Below are 25,812 nucleotides of genomic sequence, written 5' to 3' on the forward strand. Positions count from 1 at the left end.
TTATGCTTCGTCAGGCCGAAATAGGTTTGGCATTCTGTCGCCATTCCGAAGCGCCACGCAGGCAGCTTCACCTTATTAAGCAAAGATAAACGAGGTCATCATGTCTACATCATTCGCAGGTAAGAAACTTTTAGTTGTTGGCGGCACCAGCGGTATGGGTCTGGAAAGCGCCCGTCAGGTGCTGGAAAACGGCGGGAAAGTCGTGCTGGTCGGGAATCGCGCGGAGAAAGCCGAACAGGCACGCCAGGCGCTGTCTGCCCTCGGGGAAGTGTCCGTCATCGTCGCAGACCTAATGAGCAGCGAAGGGATGCATAAAGTGATGGACGTGATTAACGCCGAGCACCGCGACATCAGCCTGCTGGTGAACGCCGCCGGGGTCTTCTTCCCGAAAGCCTTTACCGAACACGAAGAGGCGGATTACGACATGTACATGAACATCAACCGCGCGACCTTCTTCATTACCCGCGAAGTGGTGAAAAACATGGTTGCCGCCGGCATCAAAGGCTCAATCGTCAACATCGGTTCCATGTGGGCGCAACAGGCCATCGGTGCCACGCCTTCTTCCGCCTACTCCATGGCGAAAGCCGGTCTGCATGCGCTGACGAAGAATCTTGCCATTGAGCTGGGTTCGCACGGTATTCGCGTCAACGCGGTTTCTCCGGCCGTGGTGCATACCCCAATTTATGAAGGCTTCATTCCTAAAGAGGATGTGGCGGGCGTGATGGGCAGCTTTGATAGCTTCCACCCGATTGGCCGCGTAGGTACGCCACGCGACGTTGCCGAAGTAGTGAGCTTCCTGCTGTCCGACAATACCACCTGGGTGACAGGCGCCCTGTGGGACGTTGACGGCGGCGTGATGGCGGGTCGTAACTAGGCGCGATCGCCCCTCACCTCAGCCCTCTCTCCAAAGGGATGAGGGAGAAAATAAAAGCCTGGGAAACATTGGTTATCCCCTCTCTCTTCCAGGGCGAGGGGATAAATGCCTTATTTCCCCGCCAGATCACGGCGAAACCGCATCGTTAGTGCCAGAATGGTTGAAACGTTACCAAAAGGAGCTGAACGATGTATAAAACCATCTTAATGCCGGTGGATGTTTTTGAAATGGAGCTCACGGATAAAGCTATTCGCCATGCCGAATATCTGGCGAAAGAGTCTGAGGGCACAATCCACCTTCTGTACGTCCTGCCTAAATCTCCGCTGTTTAATACCCACGGTTTTTCCTCTGACATCCGTAAATTCGACGAATACCTGAAGAAAAACGCCGAAGAAAAGATGGAAGAATTGCGCGGGCACTTCTCACTGCCGAAAGAACGCGTCGTGCTGGAGATTCGCTACGGCTCGGTGAGGGACGAAGTGAACGAAGTCGCACAGGACATTCATGCGAATGTGATCATTGTCGGTTCGAAGAACCCGTCTATTTCCACTCACCTGCTCGGCTCCAACGCTTCCAGCATTATTCGCCATGCCCGCTTCCCGGTCTTTGTGGTTCGGTAAGGTGTCAATAAATAGCCTGCTTTTGCAGGCTATTCTACCTCGCATTAAATCACGCTTCCCCAGACTAAATTGCCCTGATGGAAGGTCGCGGTACGCGGCGAAATACGCGCCACCGCTTCCGCTGAGCATGATGCATCCACCAGCACAAAACTCGCCTCATCCTGCGCCTTCGGCCACACCTGTTTACCTTTATCATCCAGCGGCAAAACATTGCCGGTGGCAATGGCCAGCGAACGCGACAGGCTAAACTCGCTCGGGCGAACGTAGAGCTGCGCATACAGGTTGGCTTTTTCCAGCATGTCGCCCAGCCCGTACGGCGACCAGTGATCGATCACGCTGTCGGTGCCGGTCATCACCAGCACGCCTTTTTGCTGGAGCTGCTTCAGCGGCATATGCAAAGTCCCGATGGGCACGGTAGAAGCGAGACTGATCTGCTGGGCTGCCATGCGCGTGGCAATATCATCCACCTGCTGCGGCGTAAGGGTCGCCAGCGCAAAACCGTGGCTGATGGTCAGTTTTCCCTTAAGCTGCGGGGTTTTCTCAACCGTTTCCACCATGTAATTCACCGCCGCCACACCCGCCGGGCTGGTTTCATGCAGGTGAATGTCCACGCCTTTGTCGTAATCAAGCGCTATCTGGAACATGGTATCGAGGGATTTCTCCATCGCGCCATCCACGTTGGTTGGATCCAGACCACCTACGTAGTGGGCCCCGGCCTGCATCGCTTCACGCATCAGCGGTTCAGATTTTGAAAGCAGCAAGCCATGCTGCGGAAACGCCACAATTTCACAGTTCAGGCCTGACTTTCTTTCCGCCAGCACCGCCTGCAGGTTTTCAAGGTTTTTCAGCCCGGAAACCGGCTCAATGTTGCAGTGGCTGCGGGCAATCGTCGACCCTTTGGACTGGATAAGATCGATAAGCTTTCCGGCGCGCTCGCGGGTGTAGGGCTGCAGCTCCGGCAGAATTTTACGCTCGTAGGCAATCATATCCATGATGGTGGTGCCTTCCGGGCGGTTATGTACCTGCCACGGGCCGCCATAGAACGTCTTGTCCAGATGGATGTGCATATCGCGCATCGCCGGCAGCAACAGCTTACTCCCGGCATCATAGCTGTGCAGCGTGCCGTCAGGGTGCGATTTATTGGCGCGAACTGCCGCAATTTTGCCGTCTTTGATTTCTAACGTGTGCAGTTCGGTGCGGGTACTGACGGCGGTTTCGCCTTCATAATTAAACCCGGTTTCCAGCAGCACATTGTCGAGGTAATAGTGTTTTTCGCTGATAGCATGCATTTGGCGGCTGCTCTCACAGGCGGTTGCGGGTGTTTTTGCGGCCCAGGCTGCGGTGCCGCTAGCCCCAAACAGCGCACAGGCGGCGGCGACTTTGCCGCCTCCGCTGATAAAATCGCGACGGCTTTTCTCAATCTCAGTCATTATTATTTTTCTACCCAGAGTGTGATGGTGGTTGTCAGGAATATAGCGGCTATGCGCTCGCGTCTCTCAGCAACTGAGCGATTTCTCGGTAGCCTTTTTCTTCGGCCAGCTCCAGCGGAGTTTTACCGTACTTATCCGTCATATGCGGGTTGGCGCCGTGTTCCAACAGCAGCGAGATAATCTCCTGCTGCTTTTTGCCGCCGTCGTTCAGCACGATGGCCTCAAGCAGCGGCGTCCAGCCGAGGAAGTTGGTGTGGTTGACGTTAATCTCGGTATGCACCAGCAGCTCGCGCACAATCTCGACGTGGCCTTTCTCGCTGGCAGGCGTAATGCCCACCCCGCCAAAACGCGTTAAGCGAGTCAGGTCAGGCTTCGCGGGTAGCAACAGGCGCAACAGCTTGAGATCGTTATTCAGGCAGCTAATCAGGAAGGGATTAAAACAGGTTTCATCCTGCTGGTTAATGTCCACACCCGCCTCAATAAGCAGCGCCACGCAGTCATATTTTTGGTTCAGGCTGGCGATGGTGATGGCCGTTCTGCCCTGCCGGTTGGTGACGTTAATATCCACGCCCTGCGCCAGGCATGCTTTCAGCGTTGACGCATCTCCTTTCAAAGCCGCCGTCAAAAACCCGGTTATCAGCTCGTTGTCAGACATCATGTTCTCCTGTCGTTCGCGGTTATGGCCGAAATTCGAGAATAACAACGCCCTGGCGGGAAAAACATCCGCTTAAAAAAGATTCATCGCTGATGCCGCTATTGTTGAATGTGTTTTAATAATCTTTGTCAGAATGTGTCAAACTCCCCGCACCACGCGTCATTGAAGGGAGCCCGGAATGCACTCCATCTTTACCGAAGAGAACCTGCAGGCCTTCACCTGCGCCGCCCGCTACGGCAGCTTCAGCCGGGCTGCCGAAGAGCTGGGCGTGACCACCTCCGCCATCAGCTACACCATAAAACGCATGGAAACGTGGCTCGATGCGCCGCTGTTTATCCGCAACACCCGCAGCATTGAGCTGACCGAATCCGGGATCTATCTCTACCGCAAGGCCAGCGACTTGTTGAATGATTTTCAAGGGATCCGGCGGGGCATTGAGACTATTTCGCAGGGCATTGAAGCGAAAGTCAGGATCTGCATTAACCATCTGCTGTACACGCCTCACCACACGGCCAGGCTGCTGAATATTTTGAAAAAGCAGTTCCCAGGCTGCCAGATTGCCGTCACCACCGAGGTGTACAACGGCGTCTGGGACGCGATGCTCAACAATCAGGTAAATATTGCTATCGGCGCGCCGGATGCGCTGCTGGGCGGGGGCGGCATTGACTACACGGAAATTGGCGTCATCCACTGGGCATTCGCCATCGCGCCAAATCACCCCCTCGCCACGGCACAGGAACCCATCCCGGAAAGCCAACTCAGGCTGTACCCGAATATCATGGTGGAAGACACCGCCTCCACCATTAATAAAAAAGTGGGCTGGCTGCTGCACGGTCAGGAATCCGTGGTGGTACCGGACTTCCCGACTAAATGTCAGTGCCAGATTTTAGGTGACGGCATCGGTTTTTTGCCGGATTACATGGCGCGTCGCGAGGTAGAAAACGGCCTGCTGGTGACCCGCCAGGTCCATAACCCACGCCAGCATTCCCGCATGTTGCTTGCCACTCAGCACGCGGCGACAGGCCAGGTTACTCGATGGATCAAACAGCAATTTCGCCCCGGCGGCGTGCTCGCAGAGCTGTATCAGGACTTGATGCACCAGGCCTGACCTCTCCCACCTATTTTACCCGGGTATAATTGACAAGATCGGGCTACCCCGATAGGCTACTATTTTTACCCGGATAAAATAGATCCCCCATGTCTTCTGTCACCCTTACCGCCTTTATGCAGCGGCAGTTGATTGCCCACGGCAACCTGAACGAACTGTTGCGGCAGCTAAAGGCCACGCCAATCGGTAACGAGTCGGTGTTTATCTTCAATGACCAGACCGGCAAACGGCTGGATATCCACGCCCACGGGGATGAAGCCAGCGCCATCGCAGCTTACCCGGAGTTGGCCGAACAGCTAACCGAAGAGACCGCTGCGGTTAAAACTCGCGGCAGGCCTAAGCTTGGCGTATCGGCGAAGGAGGTCACCCTGCTGCCCCGCCACTGGGAGTGGCTAGCCACGCAGCCGGGCGGCGCTTCTGCAACCTTACGTCGACTGATCGAACAGGCCAGAAAAGCCAGCGAGCCGGCGGACAACAAGCGCCGCAGGCACGAAAGCGCCTACCAGTTTATGCACGAGGTAGCGGGCGATCTGCCGGAGTATGAAACTTGCCTGCGCGCGCTGTTTGCCGATGACGAAACGGCCTTCAACGCCGCGATGGCAGGCTGGCCGCAGGATATTCGCCGCTATGCGGCAACGTTAGCTTTTGGAAGCAGGAGTCCAAAAAATGACTGAGACAATAAACAAAAAAGATCTGAAGCAGAGCTATAAAGACAGCCCAACCACGGCGGGCATCTATTTGATAGCCAATACGCAAACCGGACATAAGCTGCTCGCCAGCGCCGCAAACGCTCAGGGTGTGTTAAACCGCCATCAGTTTGAACTGAAGTTCGGGCAGCACCGCAATAAGGCGCTGCAGCTGGCCTGGAACCAGTATGGCGAGTCCGCTTTCGAGTTCACCGTGCTTGAAAAGGTCAAGCCGGATGAGCAAAACGCTAAAGCCGCGCTGGAAAATCTGCTGGAAGCCTGGCAGCAAAAACTGAGGATCGCCCATGAACACAGCTACTAACCTGCCGGTCTCCCTCTACTTCGACGGCTTCGGTGAAAAAAAGCACCCGGCAATAGTCCTGCTGCCGGGGCTGGGAAGCCAGTGCATCAGCTGGTCGCAGCGCTTTTGCCAGCGGCTGGCCGACGCAGGTTTCTATGTTTTACGGGCCGATAATCGCGACTGCGGACTGTCCCCCTCCTTGAACCACGCGGGCGTGCCCGACCTACAGGCGCTCTCCCTGGGCCAAAGGATCCCCATCGCCTATACGCTCCGGGACATGGCGGCGGACGTTGTCCTCACGCTAGACAACGCCGGTATTCCGGCGGCGCACATTGTTGGGCGCTCTATGGGCGGCATGATTGCCCAGCTGTTTGCCGCGCAATTTCCGCAAAAAACGCTGTCTCTGTGCGCTATCATGTCCAGCACGGGCAATCCTCAGCTCCCGCCTCCGGCCCCGGATGTGATGGCAATGCTAATGGGGCCGAAGCCCGATCCGCATTCGCACCAAAGCGCCTGGCTTGAGCAGCAGCTCGCGTTCTTCAGGCGCATTGCCTCAACGTACCTCCCGTTTGACGAGGAGTACTACACGGCGCTGCTACAAACCTCGCTGGCGCGCGCCAGTTCTATGCCAGGCATGCTGCGTCAGATTGCAGCGATGGCGGCCACAGGCGATCTTCGTCAGGAGATAAAACAGATCGTAGCCCCCACGCTGGTGCTTCACGGCACTCACGATCCCCTCTTCCCCGTAGAAGCCGGGCAGGACATTGCCGTGACGATCCCCGCCGCAAAATTGCAGCTCATTGCAGGCATGGGGCATGAAATTCCTCCTGCGCTGGAAGAAGACGTGGCCTCTCTGCTTCTCGCTCATTTTGCCGCTGGAAAATAACAGGAAAAATTATGGTCACGTCCTCAAACACGACGCCTTACCTGCAGCCCACCCCGCAGGCCGCGCGACATTTTGTGATGAAACAAATTTCCGGGGAGGTTTATATGCTCAACCTCCTGCGTTTTAGGGCAATGGCGGATTACTCGGCCACCCCGGAATTAATGCCGCTTAGCCCGATTAGCGGCGCGGAAGCTTTTCAGCGCTATATACAGCACACGCTGCCGTTTTTACGCCAAAGCGGCGGGGACATTATTTTCTTTGGCGCCGCAGACAGCTGGCTGATTGGCCCGCAGGATGAACGCTGGGACTGCACCATGCTCGTGCGGCAGAGCAGTGCCGAAGCTTTTCTGGCCTTCGCGAATAATGAAGCTTGTATGCAGGGAATTGGCCATCGCACGGCGGCGCTGGAAGACTCTCGCCTGTTACCGATGACGCAGCGTGATGCCCTAATGTGAATAAGGCCTGGAGATAGAATGGATATTCCCTACCCGAACATCGTTAATTACAATTATTCACATAAATTATTTATCGCTAACAAATAAACGTTTTTTAAATTAAATTAAATAGCATTTCATGCGCTTGTAAATTTAATAAATTGCTAATTTGTTAGCAATATGAAATTAATTAAACTTCACCTGCCGACCAATAAATTTTATTTAGGGGTTAATTCTGATGTCAGAAATTATTTCAACAACCATTACTTATCAAGTCGAGAATCAAACCTTTGAAAGCGTACTGGTCTACCAGGAAAACCAAAGCGCTGCGCGGCCCGGCATCCTGATCGCTCCCAACTGGATGGGCGTGAGCGCTGGAGCGGTTGAACAGGCCAAAGGGATCGCCGCCCAGGGCTATGTCGTGCTAGTCGCCGATCTCTACGGCCAGGGCAAGCGCCCTACCAACGCCGATGAAGCCGGTGCCCTGATGATGGGCGTGAAGGACACCCCGGCGGAAGTAGGCCGTATGCAGGCCGCGTTAGACACGCTTGCCACGCAGAAAATTGCCGCCGTCGACGGCAGCAAACTGGCGGTAGCGGGCTTTTGCTTCGGCGGGCACTGCGCGCTGGAGCTCGCAAGAAGCGGCGCGGATATCAAAGCGGCTGTTTCCTTCCACGGCACGCTGAATACCCTAAAAACCCACGCCGCCGGAGAGATCAAAGCCTCTATTCTGGTGCTGGACGGTGCGGAAGATCCGCTGGTGCCGCGCGAGCAGCTGAGCGAGTTTGTCAGCGAAATGAACGCCGCATCGGTAGACTGGCAGCTGGTAAGCTACGCCGGTGCCGTGCACTCGTTTACGGACCCGGGCGCGAACGTTGAAGGCGTCGCGAAATACCACCCGGAAGTGGCAAAACGCGCTTTCACCCAGATGTACACGCTGCTGCAAAACGTTTTTAACTGATGATGATGGCCTCTGTTCGCAGGGGCCGCTTTTTTACCCTTTCTCAAATGGTTTACACCCGGGTACACTTTCCCGGACAATAGCCTTTTAACTTCAGGCTAACAACGTCATGAACCATCCACATCAAGCGCTGTTGAGCGCGGGCGGCATTTTGCTGCTGGCCTTTCTGTCATGCCTGCTGCTCCCGGCCCCGGCGTTAACGCTGACGCTGGCACAAAAACTGATCGACACTTTCCACCTGGTCGACCTTAGCCAGCTTTACGTGATCCTGTTCTGCATCTGGTTCCTCGCTTTGGGCACCATTGAATATTATCTGCTGCGCTTTATCTGGCGCCGTTGGTTCACAATCACCCGCATCTGACTCAACGCCTGCCGCGTGCCGTTTCCCTGATAAACGGCACCGCCTCTAACCACGCCGCTTTACTCCCCTTTTCTCTGTCCCAGGCACACGCCAGTGTTATCTCCGTCAAATAACCACTAATACTAAAGGGGTAATCACCTACCCAATGTTTATCGAATTGATTTCACGCAATATCTGAATGGCTATAGCTGCTATTTTCGCCCGCACTAAAAACGTCGTAACAATGAGGTGACGATGAACGTCAGTCGCAGGAAGTTTTTCAAAATCTGCGCCGGCGGAATGGCAGGTACAACAGCGGCGGTGCTGGGCTTTGCCCCAAAAGCCGCTCTGGCGGAAACGCGCAACTACAAGCTGCTGCGTGCAAAAGAGACTCGCAATAGCTGTACTTACTGTTCTGTTGGCTGTGGTTTATTGATGTATAGCCTCGGGGATGGCTCGAAAAATGCCAAATCCAGCATTTTCCATATCGAAGGGGACCCGGATCATCCGGTCAACCGCGGCGCGCTGTGCCCGAAAGGCGCGGGGCTGCTGGACTACATTCACAGCGATAATCGTCTGCGTTACCCAGAATACCGTGCGCCTGGGTCAGACAAATGGCAGCGCATCAGCTGGGACGAGGCGTTCTCCCGTATTGCCCGCCTGATGAAAGACGACCGCGATGCCAACTTCATCGAGAAAAATGAACAGAACGTGACGGTTAATCGCTGGCTTTCTACCGGGATGCTGTGCGCCTCGGCGGCCAGCAACGAAACCGGCATGTTAACCCAGAAGTTTGCCCGCTCGCTGGGCATGCTGGCGGTAGATAACCAGGCGCGCGTCTGACACGGACCAACGGTAGCAAGTCTTGCTCCAACATTTGGTCGCGGTGCGATGACCAACCACTGGGTTGATATCAAAAACGCCAACGTGGTGATGGTGATGGGCGGTAACGCCGCTGAAGCCCACCCGGTCGGTTTCCGCTGGGCGATGGAAGCCAAAAACAACAACGACGCCACGCTGATCGTGGTCGATCCGCGCTTCACCCGCACGGCATCGGTGGCGGACATTTACGCGCCGATCCGCTCCGGCACCGACATTACCTTCCTGTCGGGCGTGATTCTGTACCTGATCTCCAATAACAAAATCAACGCCGAATACGTCAAACACTACACCAACGCGGCCCTGCTGGTGCGTGAGGACTTTAGCTTCGAAGATGGCCTGTTCAGCGGCTACGACGAAGAAAAGCGCCAGTACGATAAAACCACCTGGAATTATCAGTTCGACGAAAACGGCTTTGCGAAGCGAGATGACACGCTAACCGACCCGCGCTGCGTCTGGAACCTGCTCAAAGAGCACGTTTCCCGCTACACGCCGGACGTCGTCGAGCATATCTGCGGCACGCCGCAGGCAGATTTCCTCAAAGTCTGTGAAGTGCTGGCCTCCACCAGCGCAGTCGATCGCACAACTACGTTCCTGTACGCGCTGGGCTGGACTCAGCACACCGTGGGCGCGCAAAACATCCGCACCATGGCGATGATCCAGCTGCTGCTCGGCAATATGGGAATGGCGGGCGGCGGCGTCAACGCGCTGCGTGGCCACTCCAACATTCAGGGCCTGACCGACCTCGGCCTGCTGTCCACCAGCCTGCCGGGCTACCTCTCTTTACCGTCCGACAAGCAAACCACGCTCGACGGTTACCTGGCCGCCAACACGCCAAAAGCGACGCTGCCGGGCCAGGTGAACTACTGGGGGAATTATCCGAAGTTCTTCGTCAGCCTGATGAAAACCTTCTACGGCGACAACGCGCACAAAGAGAACGGTTGGGGCTTTGACTGGCTGCCGAAGTGGGATCAGGCGTACGACGTGCTGAAGTACTTCGACATGATGGATCGCAACCTCGTCACCGGCTACCTGTGCCAGGGCTTTAACCCTGTCGCCTCATTCCCGGATAAAAACAAGGTTGTCGCCAGCCTGAGCAAGCTGAAGTACATGGTGGTTATCGACCCGCTGGTGACGGAAACCTCCAACTTCTGGCAAAACCACGGCGAGATGAACGACGTTGACCCGGCGAAAATCCAGACCGAAGTGTTCCGCCTGCCGTCCACCTGCTTTGCGGAAGAGGATGGCTCCATCGCCAACTCGGGCCGCTGGCTGCAGTGGCACTGGAAAGGCGCGGATGCGCCGGGTGAAGCGCTGAATGACGGGGAGATCCTTGCCGGACTTTACCACCGGCTGCGCCAGATGTACCAGGCCGAAGGCGGCAAAGGTATTGAGCCGCTGATGAAAATGCGCTGGCACTACGAGCAGCCCGATCATCCCGAGTCCGAAGAAGTCGCTCAGGAGAGCAACGGCTACGCGCTGGAAGATCTGTTTGACGCCAACGGCAACCTGCTGGCGAAAAAAGGCCAACTGCTTGATTCCTTCGCGCTGCTGCGTGATGACGGCTCCACGGCTTCCGGCTGCTGGATTTACGCCGGAAGCTGGACCAGTAAAGGCAACCAGATGGCAAACCGCGACAACGCGGATCCGTCCGGGCTGGGTAATACGCTGGGCTGGGCATGGGCGTGGCCGATGAACCGCCGCGTGTTATACAACCGCGCCTCGGCAGATCTGCAGGGCAAGCCGTGGGACGCCAAACGTATGCTGATTGAGTGGAACGGTACGAAATGGGTCGGGAACGATATCCCGGACTTCAGCACCGCCGCCCCGGACAGCGGCGTCGGGCCGTTCATCATGCAGCAGGAAGGTTTGGGCCGTCTGTTTGCCCTCGACAAACTTGCCGAAGGGCCGTTCCCGGAGCACTACGAACCGTTTGAAACGCCGCTGGGCACCAACCCGCTGCACCCGAAAGTGGTTTCCAACCCGGCGGCGCGCCTGTACGAAGCGGACGCTAAACGCATGGGTAACAGGCAGCAGTTCCCGTATGTCGGCACCACTTATCGCCTGACTGAGCACTTCCACACCTGGACCAAGCACGCGCGGTTGAACGCCATCGTGCAGCCGGAACAGTTCGTAGAAATAAGCGAAGGGCTGGCGAAAGCGAAAGGCATTGCGCACGGCGATCGGGTGAAAGTCAGCAGCAAACGCGGCTTTATTAAAGCCGTGGCCGTGGTGACGCCACGCCTGCAAACCCTGCAGGCGGGCGGCCAGGAAATCGAAACCATCGGGATCCCGCTGCACTGGGGCTTTGAAGGCGTGGCCCGCAAGGGCTATCTCGCCAACACCCTGACGCCGTCGGTAGGTGACGCCAACTCGCAAACGCCGGAGTACAAGGCGTTTCTGGTCAACATTGAGAAGGCGTAAGGGAGGAAACAATGTCCATGCAATCTCAGGATATTATCAAACGCTCGGCGACCAACAGCTTCACCCCGCCGCCGCAAGCACGTGACTTCAAGGAAGAAGTCACCAAGCTCATCGATGTCACAAGCTGTATCGGCTGCAAGGCCTGCCAGGTGGCCTGCTCGGAGTGGAACGATATCCGCGACGAAGTCGGCCACTGTGTGGGGATATACGACAACCCCGCCGACCTGAGCGCCAAGTCCTGGACGCTGATGCGTTTTTCAGAAACTCGTGAAAACGGCAAGCTGGAATGGCTGATCCGCAAAGACGGCTGTATGCACTGCGAAGATCCGGGCTGCCTCAAGGCCTGCCCGTCCGCTGGGGCAATTATTCAGTACGCCAACGGCATCGTGGACTTCCAGTCCGAGCACTGCATCGGCTGCGGCTACTGCATCGCGGGCTGCCCGTTCAACATCCCTCGCCTGAACAAGGACGATAACCGCGTGTATAAATGCACCCTGTGCGTTGACCGCGTTAGCGTAGGCCAAGAACCTGCCTGCGTGAAAACCTGCCCGACAGGTGCGATTCGCTTTGGTATTCGCAAAGAGATGCTGGACATGGCAGAGCAGCGCGTTGAGAAGCTGAAAAAACGCGGCTTTGAACATGCGGGCGTTTACAACCCGCAGGGCGTGGGCGGCACGCACGTCGTTTACGTGCTGCACCACGCGGACCAGCCGGAGCTGTACCACAACCTGCCGAAAGAGCCGAAGATTGATACCCCAATCAACCTGTGGAAAGGCATTCTGAAGCCGCTCTCGGCTGCCGGGTTTGTTGCTACCTTCGCGGCCCTGATTTTCCACTATGTCGGGATCGGGCCGAACGAAGAGGTGGACGAAGATGAGGAGGACAAGCATGAGTAAGATGATCGTCAGAACCAAATTCATCGACCGTGCCTGCCACTGGACGGTAGTGATTTGCTTCTTCCTCGTGTCGCTGTCCGGCATTGCCCTGTTCTTCCCGACGCTGCAATGGCTGACGGAAACCTTCGGCACGCCGCAGATGGGGCGCATTCTGCATCCGTTCTTCGGCGTGGCTATCTTTGTGGCGCTGATGTTTATGTTCGTGCGCTTCGTGCATCACAACATTCCCGACAAGCAGGATCTTCCCTGGCTGAAGGGCATTGTTGAGGTGCTGAAAGGCAACGAGCATAAAGTGGCGGACGTGGGCAAATACAACGCCGGGCAGAAAATGATGTTCTGGAGCATCATGAGCATGATCTTCGTGCTGCTGGTGACCGGGATTATTATCTGGCGGCCCTGGTTTGCGCACTACTTCCCAATGTGGATGATTCGCTACAGCCTGCTTATCCACGCCGCTTCAGCCATTATTTTGATCCACGCCATCCTGATCCATATGTACATGGCGTTTTGGGTGAAAGGATCGATTAAGGGCATGATCGTCGGCAAAGTCAGCCGCCGCTGGGCGAAGAAGCACCACCCTCGCTGGTATCGCGCCATCGAGGCCGAAGAAGCCAAAAAAGAGAGCCGGGAAGGCATAAAATAACCGCTCGCTTCCCCTCTTCCCGCTCGGGGAGAGGGGTTATCCCGGCTCAGCACAATAGAATTGTGTTGTTTTGTATCCACACCGCCCACGGCTAAACAACAAAACAAATCCCCTTCCCTCTGACACAGCCCACATACAAACCAGGCGTTAAATAAGCGCATCCGCCACCTTCAGGCGGCAACGTATTCAACGACCCGATATGTGAGGCTTATGATGAAACTGTTCCGCAACGTTATTCTCCCGCTCGTCCTGGCCGCTGCTGTAGCGCCTGCCTTAGCTGCCAAAGAAGTCCACAGCGCTCAGGGCCTGGTCAAAATTGGCACCGTCACAGAAAGCGATAGCACCACGCTGTCTCTCGACCAGCTCAATGAAAAACTGGCGGCAAAAGCTGAAAAAGCCGGGGCCAGTGCCTGGCGAGTAGTCTCCGCCGGCGGCAACAACAGCTACTTCGGCAGTGCCGATATTTACCGCTGATTGACTCCCTCCCCCTAAAACAGGAAAAGAAGATGAAACCCACGCGTAAAACGCTGCTGGCACTGGCTGCGGCTGGCCTGATGACCGGATTTGCCGCCCAGGCGGAAACTCAGCACACCATCGTGTTAGTGCACGGTGCCTTCGCCGACGCGACCGGCAGTTGGGAGCAGGTGATTCCGCCTCTGCAAACGCGGCACTACGAAATTATCACTGCGCAGATCCCGTTAACTTCACTGGCAGATGACGTGGCGGCGACCAAACGCGCCATCGCCCGAGCCAAAGGCGACGTTATTCTGGTTGGCCATTCCTGGGGCGGGACGGTGATTACCGAGGCGGGTAACGATCCGAAAGTGAAAGGCCTCGTGTACATCAACGCCTTTGCGCCGTCGCCCGGCCAGTCCACAGCTGACCTGGTGAACAGCTTCCCTGCCCCGCCCGGCAGCGCAAAAATCATCAAGGGCGCGGACGGCTTCCTGAGCCTCGATCCGAAGGCCGTCGCCACCGATTTTGCCCAGGATGCGACGCCTGAAGCACAGAACATTATTGGCATCACCCAGATGCCAATCGCCGCCGCAAGCTTTACCGAAAAAGTGACTACCGCTGCCTGGCAGCAGAAACCGAGCTGGTTCCTGGTCGGCAGCAATGACCGGATGATCAACCCGGAACTGGAGCGAGCAATGGCGAAGAAAATTCACGCCCACGTCATCGAGTTACCGGTCAGCCATGTGCCGATGCTGTACGACCCGAAAAATGTCGCCCGCACGATATTTAAAGCCGTGAACATTACGTCGGGAAATTAATGCGTCTTATTCAATGAGGAGGAAATAACGCTCTCAATAAATAGCCGATTATTGCCGTCCCTAAATTCATTTTAATTATCTGGAGAACACGATGAACCGTATTGCTATGTCCGCGATTGCCCTGTCTTTGGTTTCTTTCAGTGCGGCATCCTTTGCCGCTGAATTAACCGGGCCAAACCTTGAGCGCTGTTTTGGCATTGCCAAAGCCGCAGACAACGACTGCAAGGCCGGCGCCGGTACCACCTGCGCGGGAACCTCCAAAGTCGATTACCAGAAAAATGCCTACAAAATGGTGCCAGCGGGGACCTGCACCGCGATCCAGACGCCGAATGGCCACGGCTCGCTGACCGAAGGCTAATCAAAGGGCCACTCCCATGACGATGACACACTCTTTAGGCGCCGGATTAAGCCTTAAGCCCGAGCATTACGCCGACGCCTGGGCCAGTCCATCCTCTCTCTGGTTCGAGGTTCACAGTGAAAATTATCTCATGGCGGGTGGCCCGCGCAGAGAGTGGCTGGCGGCCATCCGCCAGCAACACCCGATCTCGCTGCACGGCGTTTCGCTTTCACTGGCCGGTGACGAACCACCGGACGCCCAACTGCTCGCACAGCTAAAAGCGCTAGTGACTGACATCAAACCAGCGCTTGTTTCCGAGCACCTCGCCTGGTCGCGCTGGAACGGGATTTATTATCCTGACCTGCTGCCGGTGCCGAGGACAACACGGGTGATGCACCGCGTTATCGACAACATTAACCGCACGCAGGACACGCTGGGCTGCCAGATTTCACTGGAAAATCCTACGCACTATTTGCAGATGCCGGAACACGAATGGGATGAAATCGAATTTCTCGACGAAGTCAGCCGCCGGAGTGGGTGTGGCCTACTGCTGGATCTGAACAACGTCTGGCTCAGCGCCCACAACCTCGGCTTTGAGGCCGCAGCCTGGCTGAGCTGTTTCCCGGTCGAACGTGTGACTGAGATCCACCTGGCGGGCTTTAGCTCCGACGAAGGGGGCAGCGATTTACTGATCGACAGCCACGACCAGTCGATATCCGAGGAGGTCTGGCGGCTGTATACGCAACTGATTCAGCGGGCGGGAGCAAAACCCACGCTTATTGAACGGGATGACAATCTGCCTGCGTTTAACATGTTGCTGGCCGAACAGCAGCGTGCCCAGCGTATCCTCGACACAATGGGAGCCGCCGTATGAGCACTCAGTTAAGCCGCTACCACGAGGCATTTATTGGCCTGTTATATGGCGAAGCCCGCCCCGAACTTAGCCATTTCCAGACTCAGCCCGGCCTTGACGTTTATCGCAACAGCGTGATCAAAGCCTGCGTTGACGCCCTGAAAGCTAACTTCCCCAGCGTATCCAGGCTTACCGGCACCGACTTTTTCCGTGAAATGGCGCGCGGCTATGCGCTTGAACGCCCCCCATACGAAGGTGAACTGGTTCGCTATGGCGACGCCTTCCCCGCCTTTATTAGCGCTTATCCTCCGGCCAGAGAACTGACTTATTTAAGCGCCGTGGCCGAGCTGGACAAGCTGTGGCTGGAGGTGTTTTGTGCCCCGGCCTCGGCCCCGCTGGACGTGCATGCACTGGCAAACACCACGGAGGATACCTTGGGCACCACATCATTACGGCTGCGGGACAGCGTTCGCTGGTACTGGCATCCCACGCTGCCGGTGTTCACGCTCTGGGCATTCAACCGCGAACAAACCGCCGCGCCGGAGACGATTCACTGGCAGGGCGAAGGCGCTCTGTTGGTTCGCCGCCAACAGCGCATTTTTGCCGAACCCTTAAGCCAGGGCGGAGCGGTCTTCCTGACTGCCTGCCGCTTGGGGACGACCCTCGATCAGGCTAGCGAACAGGCCCTGGCTGCCGAGCCAGCCCTCGCCCTCGGCCCTTTTTTCAGCAACCTGCTTAGTAGCGGCGTGTTCGCCGCATTTTAATCACACCTTTTGAGGCTAAATAATGAAAGTATCTGAACAACAAATGACAGAACAAGGCGTGAGAGCGCTATGGAATAGATTCTGGGATCGCATCGAGGGAGGCGTTGGCGACAACTTGCTGTTGCTGGTAGCCCGCGTGGGCGTTGCCGCCGTGTTCTTCCTTTCTGGCCGCACAAAAGTAACGGGGTTTATGACGCTAAAACCGTCCACCTACGAGCTGTTCCGTACCGAATATGCGCTGCCGCTTATCCCCTATGATATCGCCGCGCACCTGGCCACGCTGGCCGAACATACTTTCCCTGTTCTGCTGGTGCTTGGTTTGTTTTCACGCTTCGCTGCAACGGGATTGCTGTTTATGACCCTGGTGATTGAAATTTTTGTCTACCCGGACGCATGGCCCACGCACCTGATCTGGGGCGGATTACTGCTGCTGGTTATCGCCCGTGGCGCTGGCCGCTGGTCGCTGGACAGGGTTCTGAGGCTGGTATGAGAAAAACAGGCGAGGCACTTCATCTATCGCGCCTCGCCTGCTGCCTGTACGGCAGTGAGCAAGAGCTTTTCACAGCTAACGCCTTGTTGAAACTGATAAAGCTGTCTCTTTTCTCCTTCCTGTCCTTTTTGGGACACGACTCTGCTGAATGGATAAATCAATGAGTTACGAAGTGGGCCAGGAAAAGGGTCTGCGCGTCTTCGGGCTTTGATGTCGCTGAACCAGAATAAAATCCGCTTATCACCAACGGCTCAGGAAGAGTATCTCAGCGCCTCCACCAGCAGGGAGAACGCGGTCGTGTGCTGCTTACGGCTGGGGTAGTAAAGGTAATAACCGGGGAAAGGTTTGCACCAGGACTCCAGAACCCGGACCAGCCGCCCTTCGGCAAGCTCATCGGAAACCGTGTCGCTCGGCACAAATGCCAGGCCGAGACCTTGCATCGCCGCATCAATGCGCTGGCGCAGGCTGTTGAACGTTAGTTGCCCATCCACGCGAATTTTCAGCTCGCGCCCGTCCTTTTCGAATTCCCACGCATACAGTCCTCCCAGGGTAGGCAGCCGCATATTGATGCAATTATGCTGCTGGAGATCCTGCGGCATCGCCGGGTAGCCATGTTTCGCAAAATAGGCCGGAGAACCAATGACCGACATAGTAAGCTCCGGGCCAACGCGCACGGCCACCATATCTTTTGCCACCTGCTCGCCGAGACGAATCCCGGCGTCGAACTGCCCGCTGACAATATCGGTCAGGGCGTTATCCACGCTGATTTCTACATTGATGTCCGGGTAGTCGACCAGGAAAGTTTTCAACACCGGCCATAAAACCGATTGCATGCTGTGTTCGGCTGCATTGAGCCGAATGTTGCCCGCCGGCAGCGCGCGCATTTCACTCAACGCAACCAGCTCGTTTTCAAGATCGGCAAAGCGAGGCGACAGGCTGGCAAGCAGCTTTTCACCGGCTTCAGTGGGCGCGACGCTGCGCGTGGTGCGGGTCAGTAAACGCAGTTGAAGACGCTCCTCAAGACCACGAATCGCGTGGCTGAGCGCGGACTGGGACACGCCAAGCTTTGCCGCCGCTCGGGTAAAACTGCGCTCGCGTGCCACTTCAATAAATGACATTAGATCGTTGAAATTTTCTTTCAGCATGGCCGAAACAAGCCTCACTAAGGAACAGAATATCCCCAGTATAGCGAGATTAATGAACTGGATTCATAAGCTCTTGTACTTTTCCCTGGCTAGTTCTCTCCAGCGTTCGGGACTACCGTATGACAACGAATGATGACTTTATCGACTGGAGCATTTGATGAAAATTATCCGCAGCGGTTCACAACCTTCACAGCAGGGCCCAGAGAATTATTTCACTGGCACAGTACGCATTGATTCGCCTTTTAGCGGCACTGAAAACGCCCGCGTTGGCGGAGCAATTGTCACCTTTGAGCCGAGGGCTCGCACGGCCTGGCATACTCATCCTCTCGGCCAGACGCTGATAGTCACCCAGGGGCGAGGCTGGCTTCAGGCATGGGGCGAAGAAATTCAGGAGCTGAATCAGGGCGATATCGCATGGATACCTGAGGGCGTTAAACACTGGCATGGCGCATCGCCGGAGACGGCAATGACGCATATCGCCATAGCGGAGTCCTTAAACGGCAGCCCCGTTGAGTGGCTGGAAAAAGTCAGTGACGAGCAATACAAAAAATAAGCCGCAAACCCTGCGTTGTCATCCCCCCGGCAATCGCTTTCTCCCTTCACTGCTCTCCCGCCAGGAAGAGCAGTTTTTTGGTCCTACCAATCTGACTAAAAACGTGCCCTTTTCTACAAAACTCTGATAAACACTCACCATACCGTTGCCATTAGTTAACACAAGGTTAACCATTAGCCATCATTTGCTCTACAAAGCAAAATTGGTCCTACCAATCTAATAAAAAACGATAAACGCCTCACCCTGGAGAACACCTGCATGCAAGTCTGGCCCCAACTCTACGACCCGCTCGGGAATATCTGGCTGTCGAGCCTGATTGCCGCGCTCCCTATTCTGTTTTTCTTCTTCGCGCTGATTAAGCTGCGGATGAAGGGCTACAAAGCAGCAACGATCACGGTATTTATCGCCCTGCTGGTTGCCCTGTTTTTATACCGCATGCCGGTGGAGCGAGCGCTTGCCTCGGTGGTGTACGGGTTCTTCTACGGCCTGTGGCCCATCGCCTGGATTATTGTGGCCGCGGTGTTTGTCTACAAAATTTCGGTCAAAACCGGGCAGTTCGACATTATTCGCTCCTCTATCCTGTCGATCACGCCGGACCAGCGCCTGCAAATGCTGATCGTCGGTTTCTCTTTCGGCGCATTTCTGGAAGGGGCTGCCGGGTTTGGGGCGCCGGTTGCCATTACCGCAGCCTTGCTGGTCGGTCTCGGGTTTAAGCCGCTGTACGCCGCAGGTTTGTGCCTGATAGTGAACACCGCGCCGGTGGCCTTCGGCGCGATGGGGATCCCCATTATCGTTGCCGGTCAGGTTACCGGCCTGGACAGTTTCGAAATCGGCCAGATGGTGGGTCGCCAGTTACCGTTCCTGACGATCATTGTGCTGTTCTGGATCATGGCGATTATGGACGGCTGGCGCGGAATCAAAGAGACCTGGCCGGCGGTAATCGTAGCAGGCGGCTCGTTTGCTATCGCCCAGTATCTCAGCTCTAACTTTATCGGCCCCGAGCTGCCGGACATCATCTCTTCGCTGGTGTCGCTGGTGTGCCTGACGGCGTTCCTGCGGGTCTGGAAGCCGGTGCGTATTTTCCGCTTTGATAGCGAGAACGCGGCTGCAACCGTGCAGGCGCAGTCTGCGCAGAAATACACGACCGGGCAGATTGTCAAAGCCTGGATGCCGTTCCTGTTTTTAACGGCCACGGTCACGCTGTGGAGCATTCCGCCGTTTAAAGCGCTGTTCGCCAAAGGCGGCGCGATGGCGGACTGGGTCTATAATTTCTCCGTGCCGTTCCTGGATAACCTGGTCGCCAAAATGCCGCCGGTCGTTACCGCCAGTGCGCCTTACGCCGCGGTGTTTAAGTTCGACTGGCTGTCAGCCACCGGCACGGCAATCCTGGTCGCGGCGCTGATCTCAATTGTTTACCTGCGCATGAAGCCGAAAGCGGCGCTGGTCACTTTTGGTGAAACGCTCAAGGAGCTGGCGCTGCCGATTTACTCCATTGGCATGGTGCTGGCGTTTGCTTTTATCTCCAACTATTCCGGGCTGTCGGCGACGTTGGCCCTGGCGCTGGCGCATACCGGCCACGCCTTTACTTTCTTCTCGCCGTTCCTTGGCTGGCTGGGCGTGTTCCTTACCGGGTCGGATACCTCGTCTAACGCACTGTTTGCCGCGCTGCAGGCCACGACCGCGCAGCAGATTGGCGTGTCGGACCTTCTGCTGGTGGCGGCCAATACTACCGGCGGCGTGACCGGGAAGATGATTTCGCCGCAGTCGATAGCCATTGCCTGTGCGGCGGTGGGGCTGGTCGGGAAAGAGTCAGACCTGTTCCGCTTCACCGTGAAGCACAGCCTGATTTTCACCTGCATGGTGGGGGTAATTACCACGCTGCAGGCCTATGTTTTAACCTGGATGATCCCATGACCCAAGCTGTGCCACGCCTTGCCGACCAGATGGTTGAGCGTGTTAAGGCGCTGATTGAAGAATGTAACCTGGAGGCGGGCATGCGGTTGCCCGCCGAACGCCAGCTGGCTGCCGAACTGGGCTGTTCGCGCTCGATTTTACGCGAGGCGATTCAAAAGCTGATTGGCGAAGGCGTGCTGGCCAGCCGGCGCGGCGGCGGTACTTATCTGCGCTACCAGACCGAACAATGGTCGGAACAGCGCATCGTACAGCCGCTGAAAACGCTGGTTGAGGGCGATCCTAATTACCAGTTGGATATCCTCGAAGCGAGGCACTCCATTGAAGGCAGTACGGCCTGGTACGCCGCCATGCGGGCGACGCAGGCCGACAAAGAAAAGCTGATCGCCTGCTTCGATGCCACGCTCAAATTTAAAGAGAGCGATGACCCGGATTTAGCCGCCCAGGCCGACGTCAGGTTTCACCTGGCGATTGCCGAAGCCTCCCACAATATCGTGCTGCTGCAAACCATGCGCGGGTTCTTCGACCTGCTGCAATCTTCGGTGCTGCATAGCCGACAGCGCATGTACACCGTCCCGGCCATTTTTGCCGGGCTAACCGAGCAGCACGACGAATTATTGCAGGCGATTCTGGCCGGAGACGCCGAGCGCGCAAGGCGAGCCGCCCAGTCGCACCTCGGCTACGTCCACACCACCATCAAAACTCTGCAGGAAGACGAAGCCCGTCAGGCACGCATTACCCGCCTCCCGGATGAAGCAAGTGATGAAATAAGGGAAAAGAAACGATGATTATTTCCGCAGCAACCGACTACCGTGCCGCCGCCGAGCGCATTCTGCCGCCTTTTTTATTCCACTACATTGACGGCGGGGCCTATGCCGAGCATACGCTGAAGCGCAACGTGGAAGATCTGGCGCAGGTTGCGCTGAAGCAGCGCGTGCTGAAAAACATGTCGGCGCTGAGCCTGGAAACCCGGTTGTTTAACGAAACGCTCTCTATGCCCGTCGCCCTCGGCCCTGTGGGGCTTTGCGGGATGTACGCCCGCCGGGGAGAAGTTCAGGCTGCAAAAGCTGCCGCAGCAAAAGGCATTCCTTTTACCCTGTCGACAGTGTCCGTTTGCCCGATTGAAGAAGTCGCACCGGCGATTAACCGCCCGATGTGGTTCCAGCTGTATGTTTTGAAAGATCGCGGTTTTATGCGCAACGCGCTGGAGAGAGCGAAAGCCGCCGGGTGCTCCACGCTGGTATTTACCGTCGATATGCCGACGCCAGGGGCGCGCTATCGTGATGCTCACTCAGGCATGAGCGGCCCTAATGCCGCGATGCGCCGCTATTTCCAGGCGATGACGCACCCGCAGTGGGCATGGGACGTTGGCCTAAATGGCCGCCCTCACGATTTGGGCAATATTTCCACCTATCTCGGGAAACCAACCGGGCTGGAGGATTATATTGGCTGGCTGGCCAATAACTTCGATCCGTCCATTTCATGGAAAGATCTGGAGTGGATCCGCGAATTCTGGGACGGCCCAATGGTGATTAAAGGGATCCTCGACCCGGAAGATGCTCGCGATGCGGTGCGCTTCGGCGCCGACGGGATCGTGGTGTCTAACCACGGTGGCCGCCAGTTGGACGGCGTGCTCTCTTCCGCCCGCGCCCTGCCCGCCATTGCCGACGCGGTAAAAGGCGATCTTACCATTCTGGCGGACAGCGGCATCCGCAATGGTCTGGACGTGGTACGTATGATTGCGCTTGGCGCTGATACTGTGCTGCTGGGGCGCGCTTTCCTGTATGCACTCGCCACTCATGGTGAGGCTGGCGTTAGCAATCTGCTGAACTTAATGGAGAAAGAGATGCGCGTGGCGATGACGCTCACCGGCGCGAAGTCCATTGCCGAAATTACCCCTGACCTGCTGGTTCGCCAGGGTTTATAGCGTACGGTCAGCCCGCAATCTCTGAAAAATGAATCCCCACCGCGTGCAGAACCTTTTTGGTGGTTTTGATGGTGGGGTTTCCACGCTCCGACAGCGTGCGGTACAGCGTTTCACGGTTTAGGTTTGCCGCTCTGGCAATCTCCGTAAAGCCACCTCTGGCTTCTACCAGCCGACGCATGGCAATGAGAAACACCGCTTCGCCGTCGTCACCGTCCAGCCCAATAAAAGCTTCTTTCAGGTACTCCACGGCGAAGGCACGATCATCGCGGAGCATATCAATAACCGTTTGATCAAATTCGCTAAATTTCATTTTTTCTCCCTTGATGTTCAAGCCACCATTCTTTTGCACGTTCGATATCCGCCTGTTGATTGCGTTTATCTCCCTCCGCCAGTAGCAGCCAGACTGCTTTGCCGTCCTGGGCGTAGTACACCCTATAGCCAGGCCCTTCATCGATGCGCATTTCCCATACGCCCTGTCCACAGGGTTTATGATCGCCAGGGTTATCAAAGCAAAGTCGGTCGATCCTCATGACTATTTTGGTTTTTGCCCTCGCATCTTTTAACGCCTTTAGCCATGCTTTGAACGGCGTTTTTCCTTCTGTCGTTTTGAAGAACGTAATCATGTACATCCTTGACTCCCTGAGTGTAGCTTTAAAGCAACGGGTAAGCACGAACAAAATTTAATCGCGCTTATTTTTCTCAGGGCAGGCTAACGAATTCTTGCTTGAGGTTGGTTGAAATCGTTCTTTGGTATGCGGGGTTTGCGGCACGGCTTCCGGGGAGTTATTCATCCTGGCGCGGGGCTTTCAAAAATATGCCTGAAAGCCCCTGGTTTATTTACTGCACAAATGCGGTCAGGCGGTTAAAGATGCCTGGGTCATCGGCGTGGCGAATGATCTGCACCACATCCTCCAGCTTATCGACCTGACTGACCATCTGCTCCAGCCGCTGATCGTCTGCTACCTGCAGCCAGATGCGGCTCTGATCGCCTTCCGGCAGCGGTAAACAGAGAATGCCTTCCACGTTAAATGCGCGGCGGGCAAACAGGCCGCAGATATGTGACATCACGCCCGGGTGGTTGCGCACCGTGAGTTCCAGAATGACGGTGGATTGTTTAGTGATAGATTGCTGCATGACTTACTCTCCAATCATCTGAGTGTTGGCGGCACCCGGTGGCACCATTGGGTAGACTTTTTCATCGGCGTCGATACGCACGTGGATCAGGCAAGGCCCAGGGCGAGAAATCGCTTCCTGCAGCGCGGCCTGGGGATCTTCCGCCTGGTTCAGGTCGCAGGTTGCCAGGCCAAAGCCGCGGGCGATGGTCAGGAAATCCGTCATGCCGGGGTAAGTCGCGGCGAAGATATTCTGCTGGTAGAAAAGCGTCTGCTGCTGGTGTACCAGCCCCAGCGCCTGGTTGTTCATCAGGATGATTTTTACATCCAGATTATTTTCCGCCGCCGTCGCCATCTCCTGGATATTCATCATCAGGCTGCCGTCGCCGGAGAAGCACAGCACTTTACGGCCAGGTTCGGCCAGCGCCGCGCCAACCGCAGCCGGTAAGCCAAAGCCCATGGTGCCCAGGCCGCCGGACGTCAGCCACTGGCGCGGACGGTTGAGTGGATAAGCCTGAGCCACCCACATCTGGTGCTGGCCTACGTCGGTGGTAACAATAGCCTCATCGTCTACGCAGGCCGCTGCGGCTTTGATCAGTCCATAAGGCATCAGCGGATTATCTGCCCCCGGCGTGGCAAATGGGAACTCACGCTGCAAATCGCTCACCGTTTGCAGCCACTCGCTGCGCTGGGCGTTTTTGGTCTGAGGAATAAGCTGACTCAGCACTTCACGTACGTCACCGCGAATCGCCACGTTGGCCTGCTTAATTTTGCCCAGCTCGGCGCGATCGATATCAACGTGGATAATTTTGGCATTCGGGCAAAACTCTTCCGTTTTACCAATGGCACGATCGTCAAAGCGTGCGCCCAACACGATCAACAGATCGGCTTCGTGCAGGATAAAGTTGGTGCTCCGCGCGCCGTGCATCCCCAGCATTCCCAGAGAGAGCGGATGCCGGGCGGGGATCGTCCCCAGTGCCATCAACGTCATGGTTGTCGGCAGCCCGGCACGCTCCGCCAGTTCTCGCGCCTGCTCCGCTGCACCCGCGCTGATAATGCCTCCTCCCAGATAAAGCACCGGGCGTTTGGCTTCGTTGATCATTGCGGCCGCACGAGCGATATCCTGATGGTCAAATGCCGGGGCAGCGGAAGGCGCGGCTACCGCAGGCAGTTCGGCGATGTCGATTTCAGCGGTCTGAATGTCTTTAGGAATATCGATCCAGACGGGCCCTGGGCGGCCGGACTGTGCGATACGAAAAGCGTCGGTAATCACCTGCGGCAGCTCGTCAATGCTGCGCACCAGGTAGTTATGCTTGGTGATAGGAATCGAAATACCGTAGGTGTCCACTTCCTGGAAAGCATCGGCGCCAATCATCGAAGTGGGTACCTGGCCGGTGATACAAACCAGCGGAATCGAGTCGAGACGCGCGTCGGCAATGGCGGTGACAAGGTTTGTGGCCCCCGGCCCGCTGCAGGCGATGCAGACCGCCGGTTTGCCGCTGGTTCGCGCCATGCCCTGCGCCATAAATCCCGCGCCCTGCTCGTGGCGAGCCAGAACGTGGCGGATGCGGGGGCTTTGGCTCAAGGCATTGTAGAGCGGCAGTACGGTGCCACCGGGAATGCCACTAACCGTTGTAATTCCATGATGCTCCAACATTTTTACAATCAGCTGGGCGCCGGTGATGCGTTGTGCGGGTGTGTCCGAAATTGCCATGCTCCAGTCCTTCTAATTAGCCGGTTCGCTTCTGGGCAGGCACTTAAAACAAGAAACCCCGCCCGGTTTGCGCCGGCGGGGTTTGGAATCGATGCGTTGATTCAGTCCCTACGGCGCATTGCCGACGACCACCACCACACGCACGACGACCACCGCGGCTGGTAGCGCGGTAACTAGTAGGGTCGAAGTCTGCAGGGAATGAGTCATGGGTTTCCTGAATCAAGGTTAAAAGTCGATATTGATAAAATCATACTCGCTGGTTTCGCACAACAGGATTTTTACCGTCAGCTAAAAAACGAGCTAAATGTCACATTTTTGTTAAATGCTAAGTTTCAGCAGCAGCGTCCGCCGCCTTTACCGCTGTAGCGGGCATCCTGACGCTCGCGGAAAAATTCTTCATAGGTCATTGGCGTCTGCTCAGGGTGCGTCAGGCGCATGTGCTGCACGTAGTTGTCGTAGTCGGGTACGCCAATCATCAGCTTCGCGGCCTGACCGAGGTATTTCCCGGCTTTGGCTAGACTATCGAACATGGTACCTCCAGTGGGTTGACTCTCACCCCGGCCCTCTCCCCAAAGGGGAGAGGGGGGGAAAAGAT

31 protein-coding genes are annotated in these 25,812 nt (G+C 56.4%); 22 read left to right on the forward strand and 9 right to left on the reverse strand.

Annotation, left to right across the window (positions count from 1 at the left end; translation table 11 throughout):
- Positions 1–100: 100 nt before the first annotated feature.
- Both ACR6JA_RS17685 and uspG read left to right on the forward strand, forming a co-directional pair.
- Complete coding sequence (locus ACR6JA_RS17685) at positions 101–874, forward strand: SDR family NAD(P)-dependent oxidoreductase (RefSeq protein WP_166875989.1); 774 nt, start codon at positions 101–103, stop codon at positions 872–874.
- A gap of 188 nt (positions 875–1,062) precedes the next feature.
- The gene (gene uspG / locus ACR6JA_RS17690) at positions 1,063–1,494 is read left to right on the forward strand and encodes a universal stress protein UspG (RefSeq protein ID WP_494494061.1); all 432 of its coding nucleotides are present in this window, start codon (positions 1,063–1,065) and stop codon (positions 1,492–1,494) included.
- Between the two features lie 44 nt (positions 1,495–1,538).
- Here uspG and ACR6JA_RS17695 read toward each other — a convergent pair whose 3' ends face one another.
- Together ACR6JA_RS17695 and ACR6JA_RS17700 are read right to left on the reverse strand one after the other, a co-directional pair.
- Entirely contained in the window at positions 1,539–2,924 is a 1,386-nt protein-coding gene (locus tag ACR6JA_RS17695; protein ID WP_213713280.1) for an amidohydrolase family protein, read from the reverse strand.
- Positions 2,925–2,973: 49 nt separating this feature from the next.
- Entirely contained in the window at positions 2,974–3,579 is a 606-nt protein-coding gene (locus tag ACR6JA_RS17700) for an ankyrin repeat domain-containing protein (RefSeq protein WP_213713278.1), read from the reverse strand.
- Positions 3,580–3,757: 178 nt separating this feature from the next.
- Between ACR6JA_RS17700 and ACR6JA_RS17705 the strand changes: the two genes are divergently transcribed.
- The 16 genes from ACR6JA_RS17705 to ACR6JA_RS17780 all read left to right on the forward strand — a co-directional run bounded on the left by ACR6JA_RS17705 (position 3,758) and on the right by ACR6JA_RS17780 (position 16,855).
- The gene (locus ACR6JA_RS17705; RefSeq protein ID WP_213713277.1) at positions 3,758–4,687 is read left to right on the forward strand and encodes a LysR substrate-binding domain-containing protein; all 930 of its coding nucleotides are present in this window, start codon (positions 3,758–3,760) and stop codon (positions 4,685–4,687) included.
- Positions 4,688–4,776: 89 nt separating this feature from the next.
- Complete coding sequence (locus ACR6JA_RS17710; RefSeq protein WP_494494060.1) at positions 4,777–5,361, forward strand: DUF2239 family protein; 585 nt, start codon at positions 4,777–4,779, stop codon at positions 5,359–5,361.
- Positions 5,354–5,695: a GIY-YIG nuclease family protein gene (locus ACR6JA_RS17715; protein WP_213713272.1), complete on the forward strand. Its 342-nt coding sequence runs from the start codon at positions 5,354–5,356 to the stop codon at positions 5,693–5,695. The genes ACR6JA_RS17710 and ACR6JA_RS17715 overlap by 8 nt, the downstream gene beginning before the upstream one ends.
- Complete coding sequence (locus ACR6JA_RS17720; protein ID WP_494494059.1) at positions 5,679–6,560, forward strand: alpha/beta fold hydrolase; 882 nt, start codon at positions 5,679–5,681, stop codon at positions 6,558–6,560. Before ACR6JA_RS17715 ends, ACR6JA_RS17720 begins: the two co-directional genes overlap by 17 nt.
- Positions 6,561–6,571: 11 nt before the next feature.
- Entirely contained in the window at positions 6,572–7,015 is a 444-nt protein-coding gene (locus ACR6JA_RS17725; RefSeq protein WP_494494058.1) for a DUF1330 domain-containing protein, read from the forward strand.
- A 217-nt stretch (positions 7,016–7,232) separates the two neighbouring features.
- Entirely contained in the window at positions 7,233–7,955 is a 723-nt protein-coding gene (locus tag ACR6JA_RS17730; protein ID WP_213713266.1) for a dienelactone hydrolase family protein, read from the forward strand.
- 109 nt (positions 7,956–8,064) lie between these two features.
- Positions 8,065–8,316, forward strand: a complete 252-nt coding sequence (locus tag ACR6JA_RS17735; protein WP_008460543.1) for a DUF1158 family protein — start codon at positions 8,065–8,067, stop codon at positions 8,314–8,316.
- A 234-nt stretch (positions 8,317–8,550) separates the two neighbouring features.
- The gene (gene fdnG / locus ACR6JA_RS17740; protein WP_494494057.1) at positions 8,551–11,598 is read left to right on the forward strand and encodes a formate dehydrogenase-N subunit alpha; all 3,048 of its coding nucleotides are present in this window, start codon (positions 8,551–8,553) and stop codon (positions 11,596–11,598) included.
- Between the two features lie 11 nt (positions 11,599–11,609).
- Positions 11,610–12,494 (forward strand): formate dehydrogenase subunit beta, encoded by an 885-nt coding sequence (gene fdxH / locus ACR6JA_RS17745; protein ID WP_494494056.1) that lies wholly within the window; start codon positions 11,610–11,612, stop codon positions 12,492–12,494.
- Positions 12,472–13,137 carry a formate dehydrogenase-N subunit gamma gene (fdnI, locus tag ACR6JA_RS17750; RefSeq protein ID WP_494494055.1) on the forward strand — a complete coding sequence of 222 codons (666 nt, stop codon included), beginning with the start codon at positions 12,472–12,474 and terminating at the stop codon, positions 13,135–13,137. The genes fdxH and fdnI overlap by 23 nt, the downstream gene beginning before the upstream one ends.
- A gap of 210 nt (positions 13,138–13,347) precedes the next feature.
- A complete protein-coding gene (locus ACR6JA_RS17755) occupies positions 13,348–13,611 on the forward strand; it encodes a YdgH/BhsA/McbA family protein (protein ID WP_494494054.1) in 264 nt (87 codons plus the stop codon).
- A 32-nt stretch (positions 13,612–13,643) separates the two neighbouring features.
- Positions 13,644–14,411: an alpha/beta fold hydrolase gene (locus ACR6JA_RS17760; RefSeq protein WP_494494053.1), complete on the forward strand. Its 768-nt coding sequence runs from the start codon at positions 13,644–13,646 to the stop codon at positions 14,409–14,411.
- Positions 14,412–14,502: 91 nt separating this feature from the next.
- The gene (locus tag ACR6JA_RS17765) at positions 14,503–14,769 is read left to right on the forward strand and encodes a BufA1 family periplasmic bufferin-type metallophore (RefSeq protein WP_008460533.1); all 267 of its coding nucleotides are present in this window, start codon (positions 14,503–14,505) and stop codon (positions 14,767–14,769) included.
- A 16-nt stretch (positions 14,770–14,785) separates the two neighbouring features.
- Positions 14,786–15,622, forward strand: a complete 837-nt coding sequence (bufB, locus tag ACR6JA_RS17770) for an MNIO family bufferin maturase (RefSeq protein ID WP_494494052.1) — start codon at positions 14,786–14,788, stop codon at positions 15,620–15,622.
- Positions 15,619–16,365 carry an HvfC/BufC family peptide modification chaperone gene (locus tag ACR6JA_RS17775; RefSeq protein WP_494494051.1) on the forward strand — a complete coding sequence of 249 codons (747 nt, stop codon included), beginning with the start codon at positions 15,619–15,621 and terminating at the stop codon, positions 16,363–16,365. Before bufB ends, ACR6JA_RS17775 begins: the two co-directional genes overlap by 4 nt.
- 22 nt (positions 16,366–16,387) lie before the next feature.
- A complete protein-coding gene (locus tag ACR6JA_RS17780) occupies positions 16,388–16,855 on the forward strand; it encodes a DoxX family protein (RefSeq protein ID WP_250153500.1) in 468 nt (155 codons plus the stop codon).
- Between the two features lie 251 nt (positions 16,856–17,106).
- Here the strand turns inward: ACR6JA_RS17780 and ACR6JA_RS17785 are convergent, their stop codons facing one another.
- Positions 17,107–18,000 carry a LysR family transcriptional regulator gene (locus tag ACR6JA_RS17785; RefSeq protein ID WP_494494050.1) on the reverse strand — a complete coding sequence of 298 codons (894 nt, stop codon included), beginning with the start codon at positions 17,998–18,000 and terminating at the stop codon, positions 17,107–17,109.
- A gap of 157 nt (positions 18,001–18,157) precedes the next feature.
- On the opposite strand from ACR6JA_RS17785, the gene ACR6JA_RS17790 reads away from it, so the two are divergent.
- The 4 genes from ACR6JA_RS17790 to lldD all read left to right on the forward strand — a co-directional run bounded on the left by ACR6JA_RS17790 (position 18,158) and on the right by lldD (position 22,391).
- On the forward strand, positions 18,158–18,553 hold the full coding sequence (locus tag ACR6JA_RS17790; protein ID WP_311887712.1) for a (R)-mandelonitrile lyase: 396 nt from the start codon (positions 18,158–18,160) through the stop codon (positions 18,551–18,553).
- A 258-nt stretch (positions 18,554–18,811) separates the two neighbouring features.
- Positions 18,812–20,467 carry an L-lactate permease gene (gene lldP / locus ACR6JA_RS17795; protein WP_494494049.1) on the forward strand — a complete coding sequence of 552 codons (1,656 nt, stop codon included), beginning with the start codon at positions 18,812–18,814 and terminating at the stop codon, positions 20,465–20,467.
- A complete protein-coding gene (gene lldR / locus ACR6JA_RS17800) occupies positions 20,464–21,252 on the forward strand; it encodes a transcriptional regulator LldR (protein ID WP_494494048.1) in 789 nt (262 codons plus the stop codon). Before lldP ends, lldR begins: the two co-directional genes overlap by 4 nt.
- Complete coding sequence (gene lldD, locus ACR6JA_RS17805) at positions 21,249–22,391, forward strand: FMN-dependent L-lactate dehydrogenase LldD (protein WP_008454700.1); 1,143 nt, start codon at positions 21,249–21,251, stop codon at positions 22,389–22,391. Before lldR ends, lldD begins: the two co-directional genes overlap by 4 nt.
- Positions 22,392–22,398: 7 nt before the next feature.
- Here lldD and ACR6JA_RS17810 read toward each other — a convergent pair whose 3' ends face one another.
- The 6 genes from ACR6JA_RS17810 to ACR6JA_RS17835 form a co-directional block, all read right to left on the reverse strand.
- Positions 22,399–22,701 (reverse strand): addiction module antidote protein, encoded by a 303-nt coding sequence (locus ACR6JA_RS17810; RefSeq protein ID WP_008454699.1) that lies wholly within the window; start codon positions 22,699–22,701, stop codon positions 22,399–22,401.
- The gene (locus ACR6JA_RS17815; RefSeq protein WP_213713241.1) at positions 22,691–23,020 is read right to left on the reverse strand and encodes a type II toxin-antitoxin system RelE/ParE family toxin; all 330 of its coding nucleotides are present in this window, start codon (positions 23,018–23,020) and stop codon (positions 22,691–22,693) included. The genes ACR6JA_RS17810 and ACR6JA_RS17815 overlap by 11 nt, the downstream gene beginning before the upstream one ends.
- A 208-nt stretch (positions 23,021–23,228) precedes the next feature.
- Positions 23,229–23,525 (reverse strand): acetolactate synthase small subunit, encoded by a 297-nt coding sequence (gene ilvN, locus ACR6JA_RS17820; RefSeq protein ID WP_008454697.1) that lies wholly within the window; start codon positions 23,523–23,525, stop codon positions 23,229–23,231.
- A gap of 3 nt (positions 23,526–23,528) precedes the next feature.
- Positions 23,529–25,217, reverse strand: a complete 1,689-nt coding sequence (gene ilvB, locus ACR6JA_RS17825) for an acetolactate synthase large subunit (protein WP_494494047.1) — start codon at positions 25,215–25,217, stop codon at positions 23,529–23,531.
- Positions 25,218–25,325: 108 nt separating this feature from the next.
- Positions 25,326–25,424: an ilvB operon leader peptide IvbL gene (gene ivbL / locus ACR6JA_RS17830; RefSeq protein WP_071842708.1), complete on the reverse strand. Its 99-nt coding sequence runs from the start codon at positions 25,422–25,424 to the stop codon at positions 25,326–25,328.
- 125 nt (positions 25,425–25,549) lie between these two features.
- Entirely contained in the window at positions 25,550–25,747 is a 198-nt protein-coding gene (locus tag ACR6JA_RS17835; protein WP_166866308.1) for a YbdD/YjiX family protein, read from the reverse strand.
- Positions 25,748–25,812 lie beyond the last annotated feature (65 nt).

This window comes from Cedecea sp. B1(4), assembly GCF_059414925.1.

Coding starts and splice junctions, on each gene's coding strand:
- ACR6JA_RS17685 (WP_166875989.1), top strand. CDS start 101: ATGTCTACATCATTCGCAGGTAAGAAACTTTTAGTTGTTGGCGGCACC.
- uspG (WP_494494061.1), top strand. CDS start 1,063: ATGTATAAAACCATCTTAATGCCGGTGGATGTTTTTGAAATGGAGCTC.
- ACR6JA_RS17695 (WP_213713280.1), bottom strand. CDS start 2,924: ATGACTGAGATTGAGAAAAGCCGTCGCGATTTTATCAGCGGAGGCGGC.
- ACR6JA_RS17700 (WP_213713278.1), bottom strand. CDS start 3,579: ATGTCTGACAACGAGCTGATAACCGGGTTTTTGACGGCGGCTTTGAAA.
- ACR6JA_RS17705 (WP_213713277.1), top strand. CDS start 3,758: ATGCACTCCATCTTTACCGAAGAGAACCTGCAGGCCTTCACCTGCGCC.
- ACR6JA_RS17710 (WP_494494060.1), top strand. CDS start 4,777: ATGTCTTCTGTCACCCTTACCGCCTTTATGCAGCGGCAGTTGATTGCC.
- ACR6JA_RS17715 (WP_213713272.1), top strand. CDS start 5,354: ATGACTGAGACAATAAACAAAAAAGATCTGAAGCAGAGCTATAAAGAC.
- ACR6JA_RS17720 (WP_494494059.1), top strand. CDS start 5,679: ATGAACACAGCTACTAACCTGCCGGTCTCCCTCTACTTCGACGGCTTC.
- ACR6JA_RS17725 (WP_494494058.1), top strand. CDS start 6,572: ATGGTCACGTCCTCAAACACGACGCCTTACCTGCAGCCCACCCCGCAG.
- ACR6JA_RS17730 (WP_213713266.1), top strand. CDS start 7,233: ATGTCAGAAATTATTTCAACAACCATTACTTATCAAGTCGAGAATCAA.
- ACR6JA_RS17735 (WP_008460543.1), top strand. CDS start 8,065: ATGAACCATCCACATCAAGCGCTGTTGAGCGCGGGCGGCATTTTGCTG.
- fdxH (WP_494494056.1), top strand. CDS start 11,610: ATGTCCATGCAATCTCAGGATATTATCAAACGCTCGGCGACCAACAGC.
- fdnI (WP_494494055.1), top strand. CDS start 12,472: ATGAGGAGGACAAGCATGAGTAAGATGATCGTCAGAACCAAATTCATC.
- ACR6JA_RS17755 (WP_494494054.1), top strand. CDS start 13,348: ATGATGAAACTGTTCCGCAACGTTATTCTCCCGCTCGTCCTGGCCGCT.
- ACR6JA_RS17760 (WP_494494053.1), top strand. CDS start 13,644: ATGAAACCCACGCGTAAAACGCTGCTGGCACTGGCTGCGGCTGGCCTG.
- ACR6JA_RS17765 (WP_008460533.1), top strand. CDS start 14,503: ATGAACCGTATTGCTATGTCCGCGATTGCCCTGTCTTTGGTTTCTTTC.
- bufB (WP_494494052.1), top strand. CDS start 14,786: ATGACGATGACACACTCTTTAGGCGCCGGATTAAGCCTTAAGCCCGAG.
- ACR6JA_RS17775 (WP_494494051.1), top strand. CDS start 15,619: ATGAGCACTCAGTTAAGCCGCTACCACGAGGCATTTATTGGCCTGTTA.
- ACR6JA_RS17780 (WP_250153500.1), top strand. CDS start 16,388: ATGAAAGTATCTGAACAACAAATGACAGAACAAGGCGTGAGAGCGCTA.
- ACR6JA_RS17785 (WP_494494050.1), bottom strand. CDS start 18,000: ATGCTGAAAGAAAATTTCAACGATCTAATGTCATTTATTGAAGTGGCA.
- ACR6JA_RS17790 (WP_311887712.1), top strand. CDS start 18,158: ATGAAAATTATCCGCAGCGGTTCACAACCTTCACAGCAGGGCCCAGAG.
- lldP (WP_494494049.1), top strand. CDS start 18,812: ATGCAAGTCTGGCCCCAACTCTACGACCCGCTCGGGAATATCTGGCTG.
- lldR (WP_494494048.1), top strand. CDS start 20,464: ATGACCCAAGCTGTGCCACGCCTTGCCGACCAGATGGTTGAGCGTGTT.
- lldD (WP_008454700.1), top strand. CDS start 21,249: ATGATTATTTCCGCAGCAACCGACTACCGTGCCGCCGCCGAGCGCATT.
- ACR6JA_RS17810 (WP_008454699.1), bottom strand. CDS start 22,701: ATGAAATTTAGCGAATTTGATCAAACGGTTATTGATATGCTCCGCGAT.
- ACR6JA_RS17815 (WP_213713241.1), bottom strand. CDS start 23,020: ATGTACATGATTACGTTCTTCAAAACGACAGAAGGAAAAACGCCGTTC.
- ilvN (WP_008454697.1), bottom strand. CDS start 23,525: ATGCAGCAATCTATCACTAAACAATCCACCGTCATTCTGGAACTCACG.
- ilvB (WP_494494047.1), bottom strand. CDS start 25,217: ATGGCAATTTCGGACACACCCGCACAACGCATCACCGGCGCCCAGCTG.
- ivbL (WP_071842708.1), bottom strand. CDS start 25,424: ATGACTCATTCCCTGCAGACTTCGACCCTACTAGTTACCGCGCTACCA.
- ACR6JA_RS17835 (WP_166866308.1), bottom strand. CDS start 25,747: ATGTTCGATAGTCTAGCCAAAGCCGGGAAATACCTCGGTCAGGCCGCG.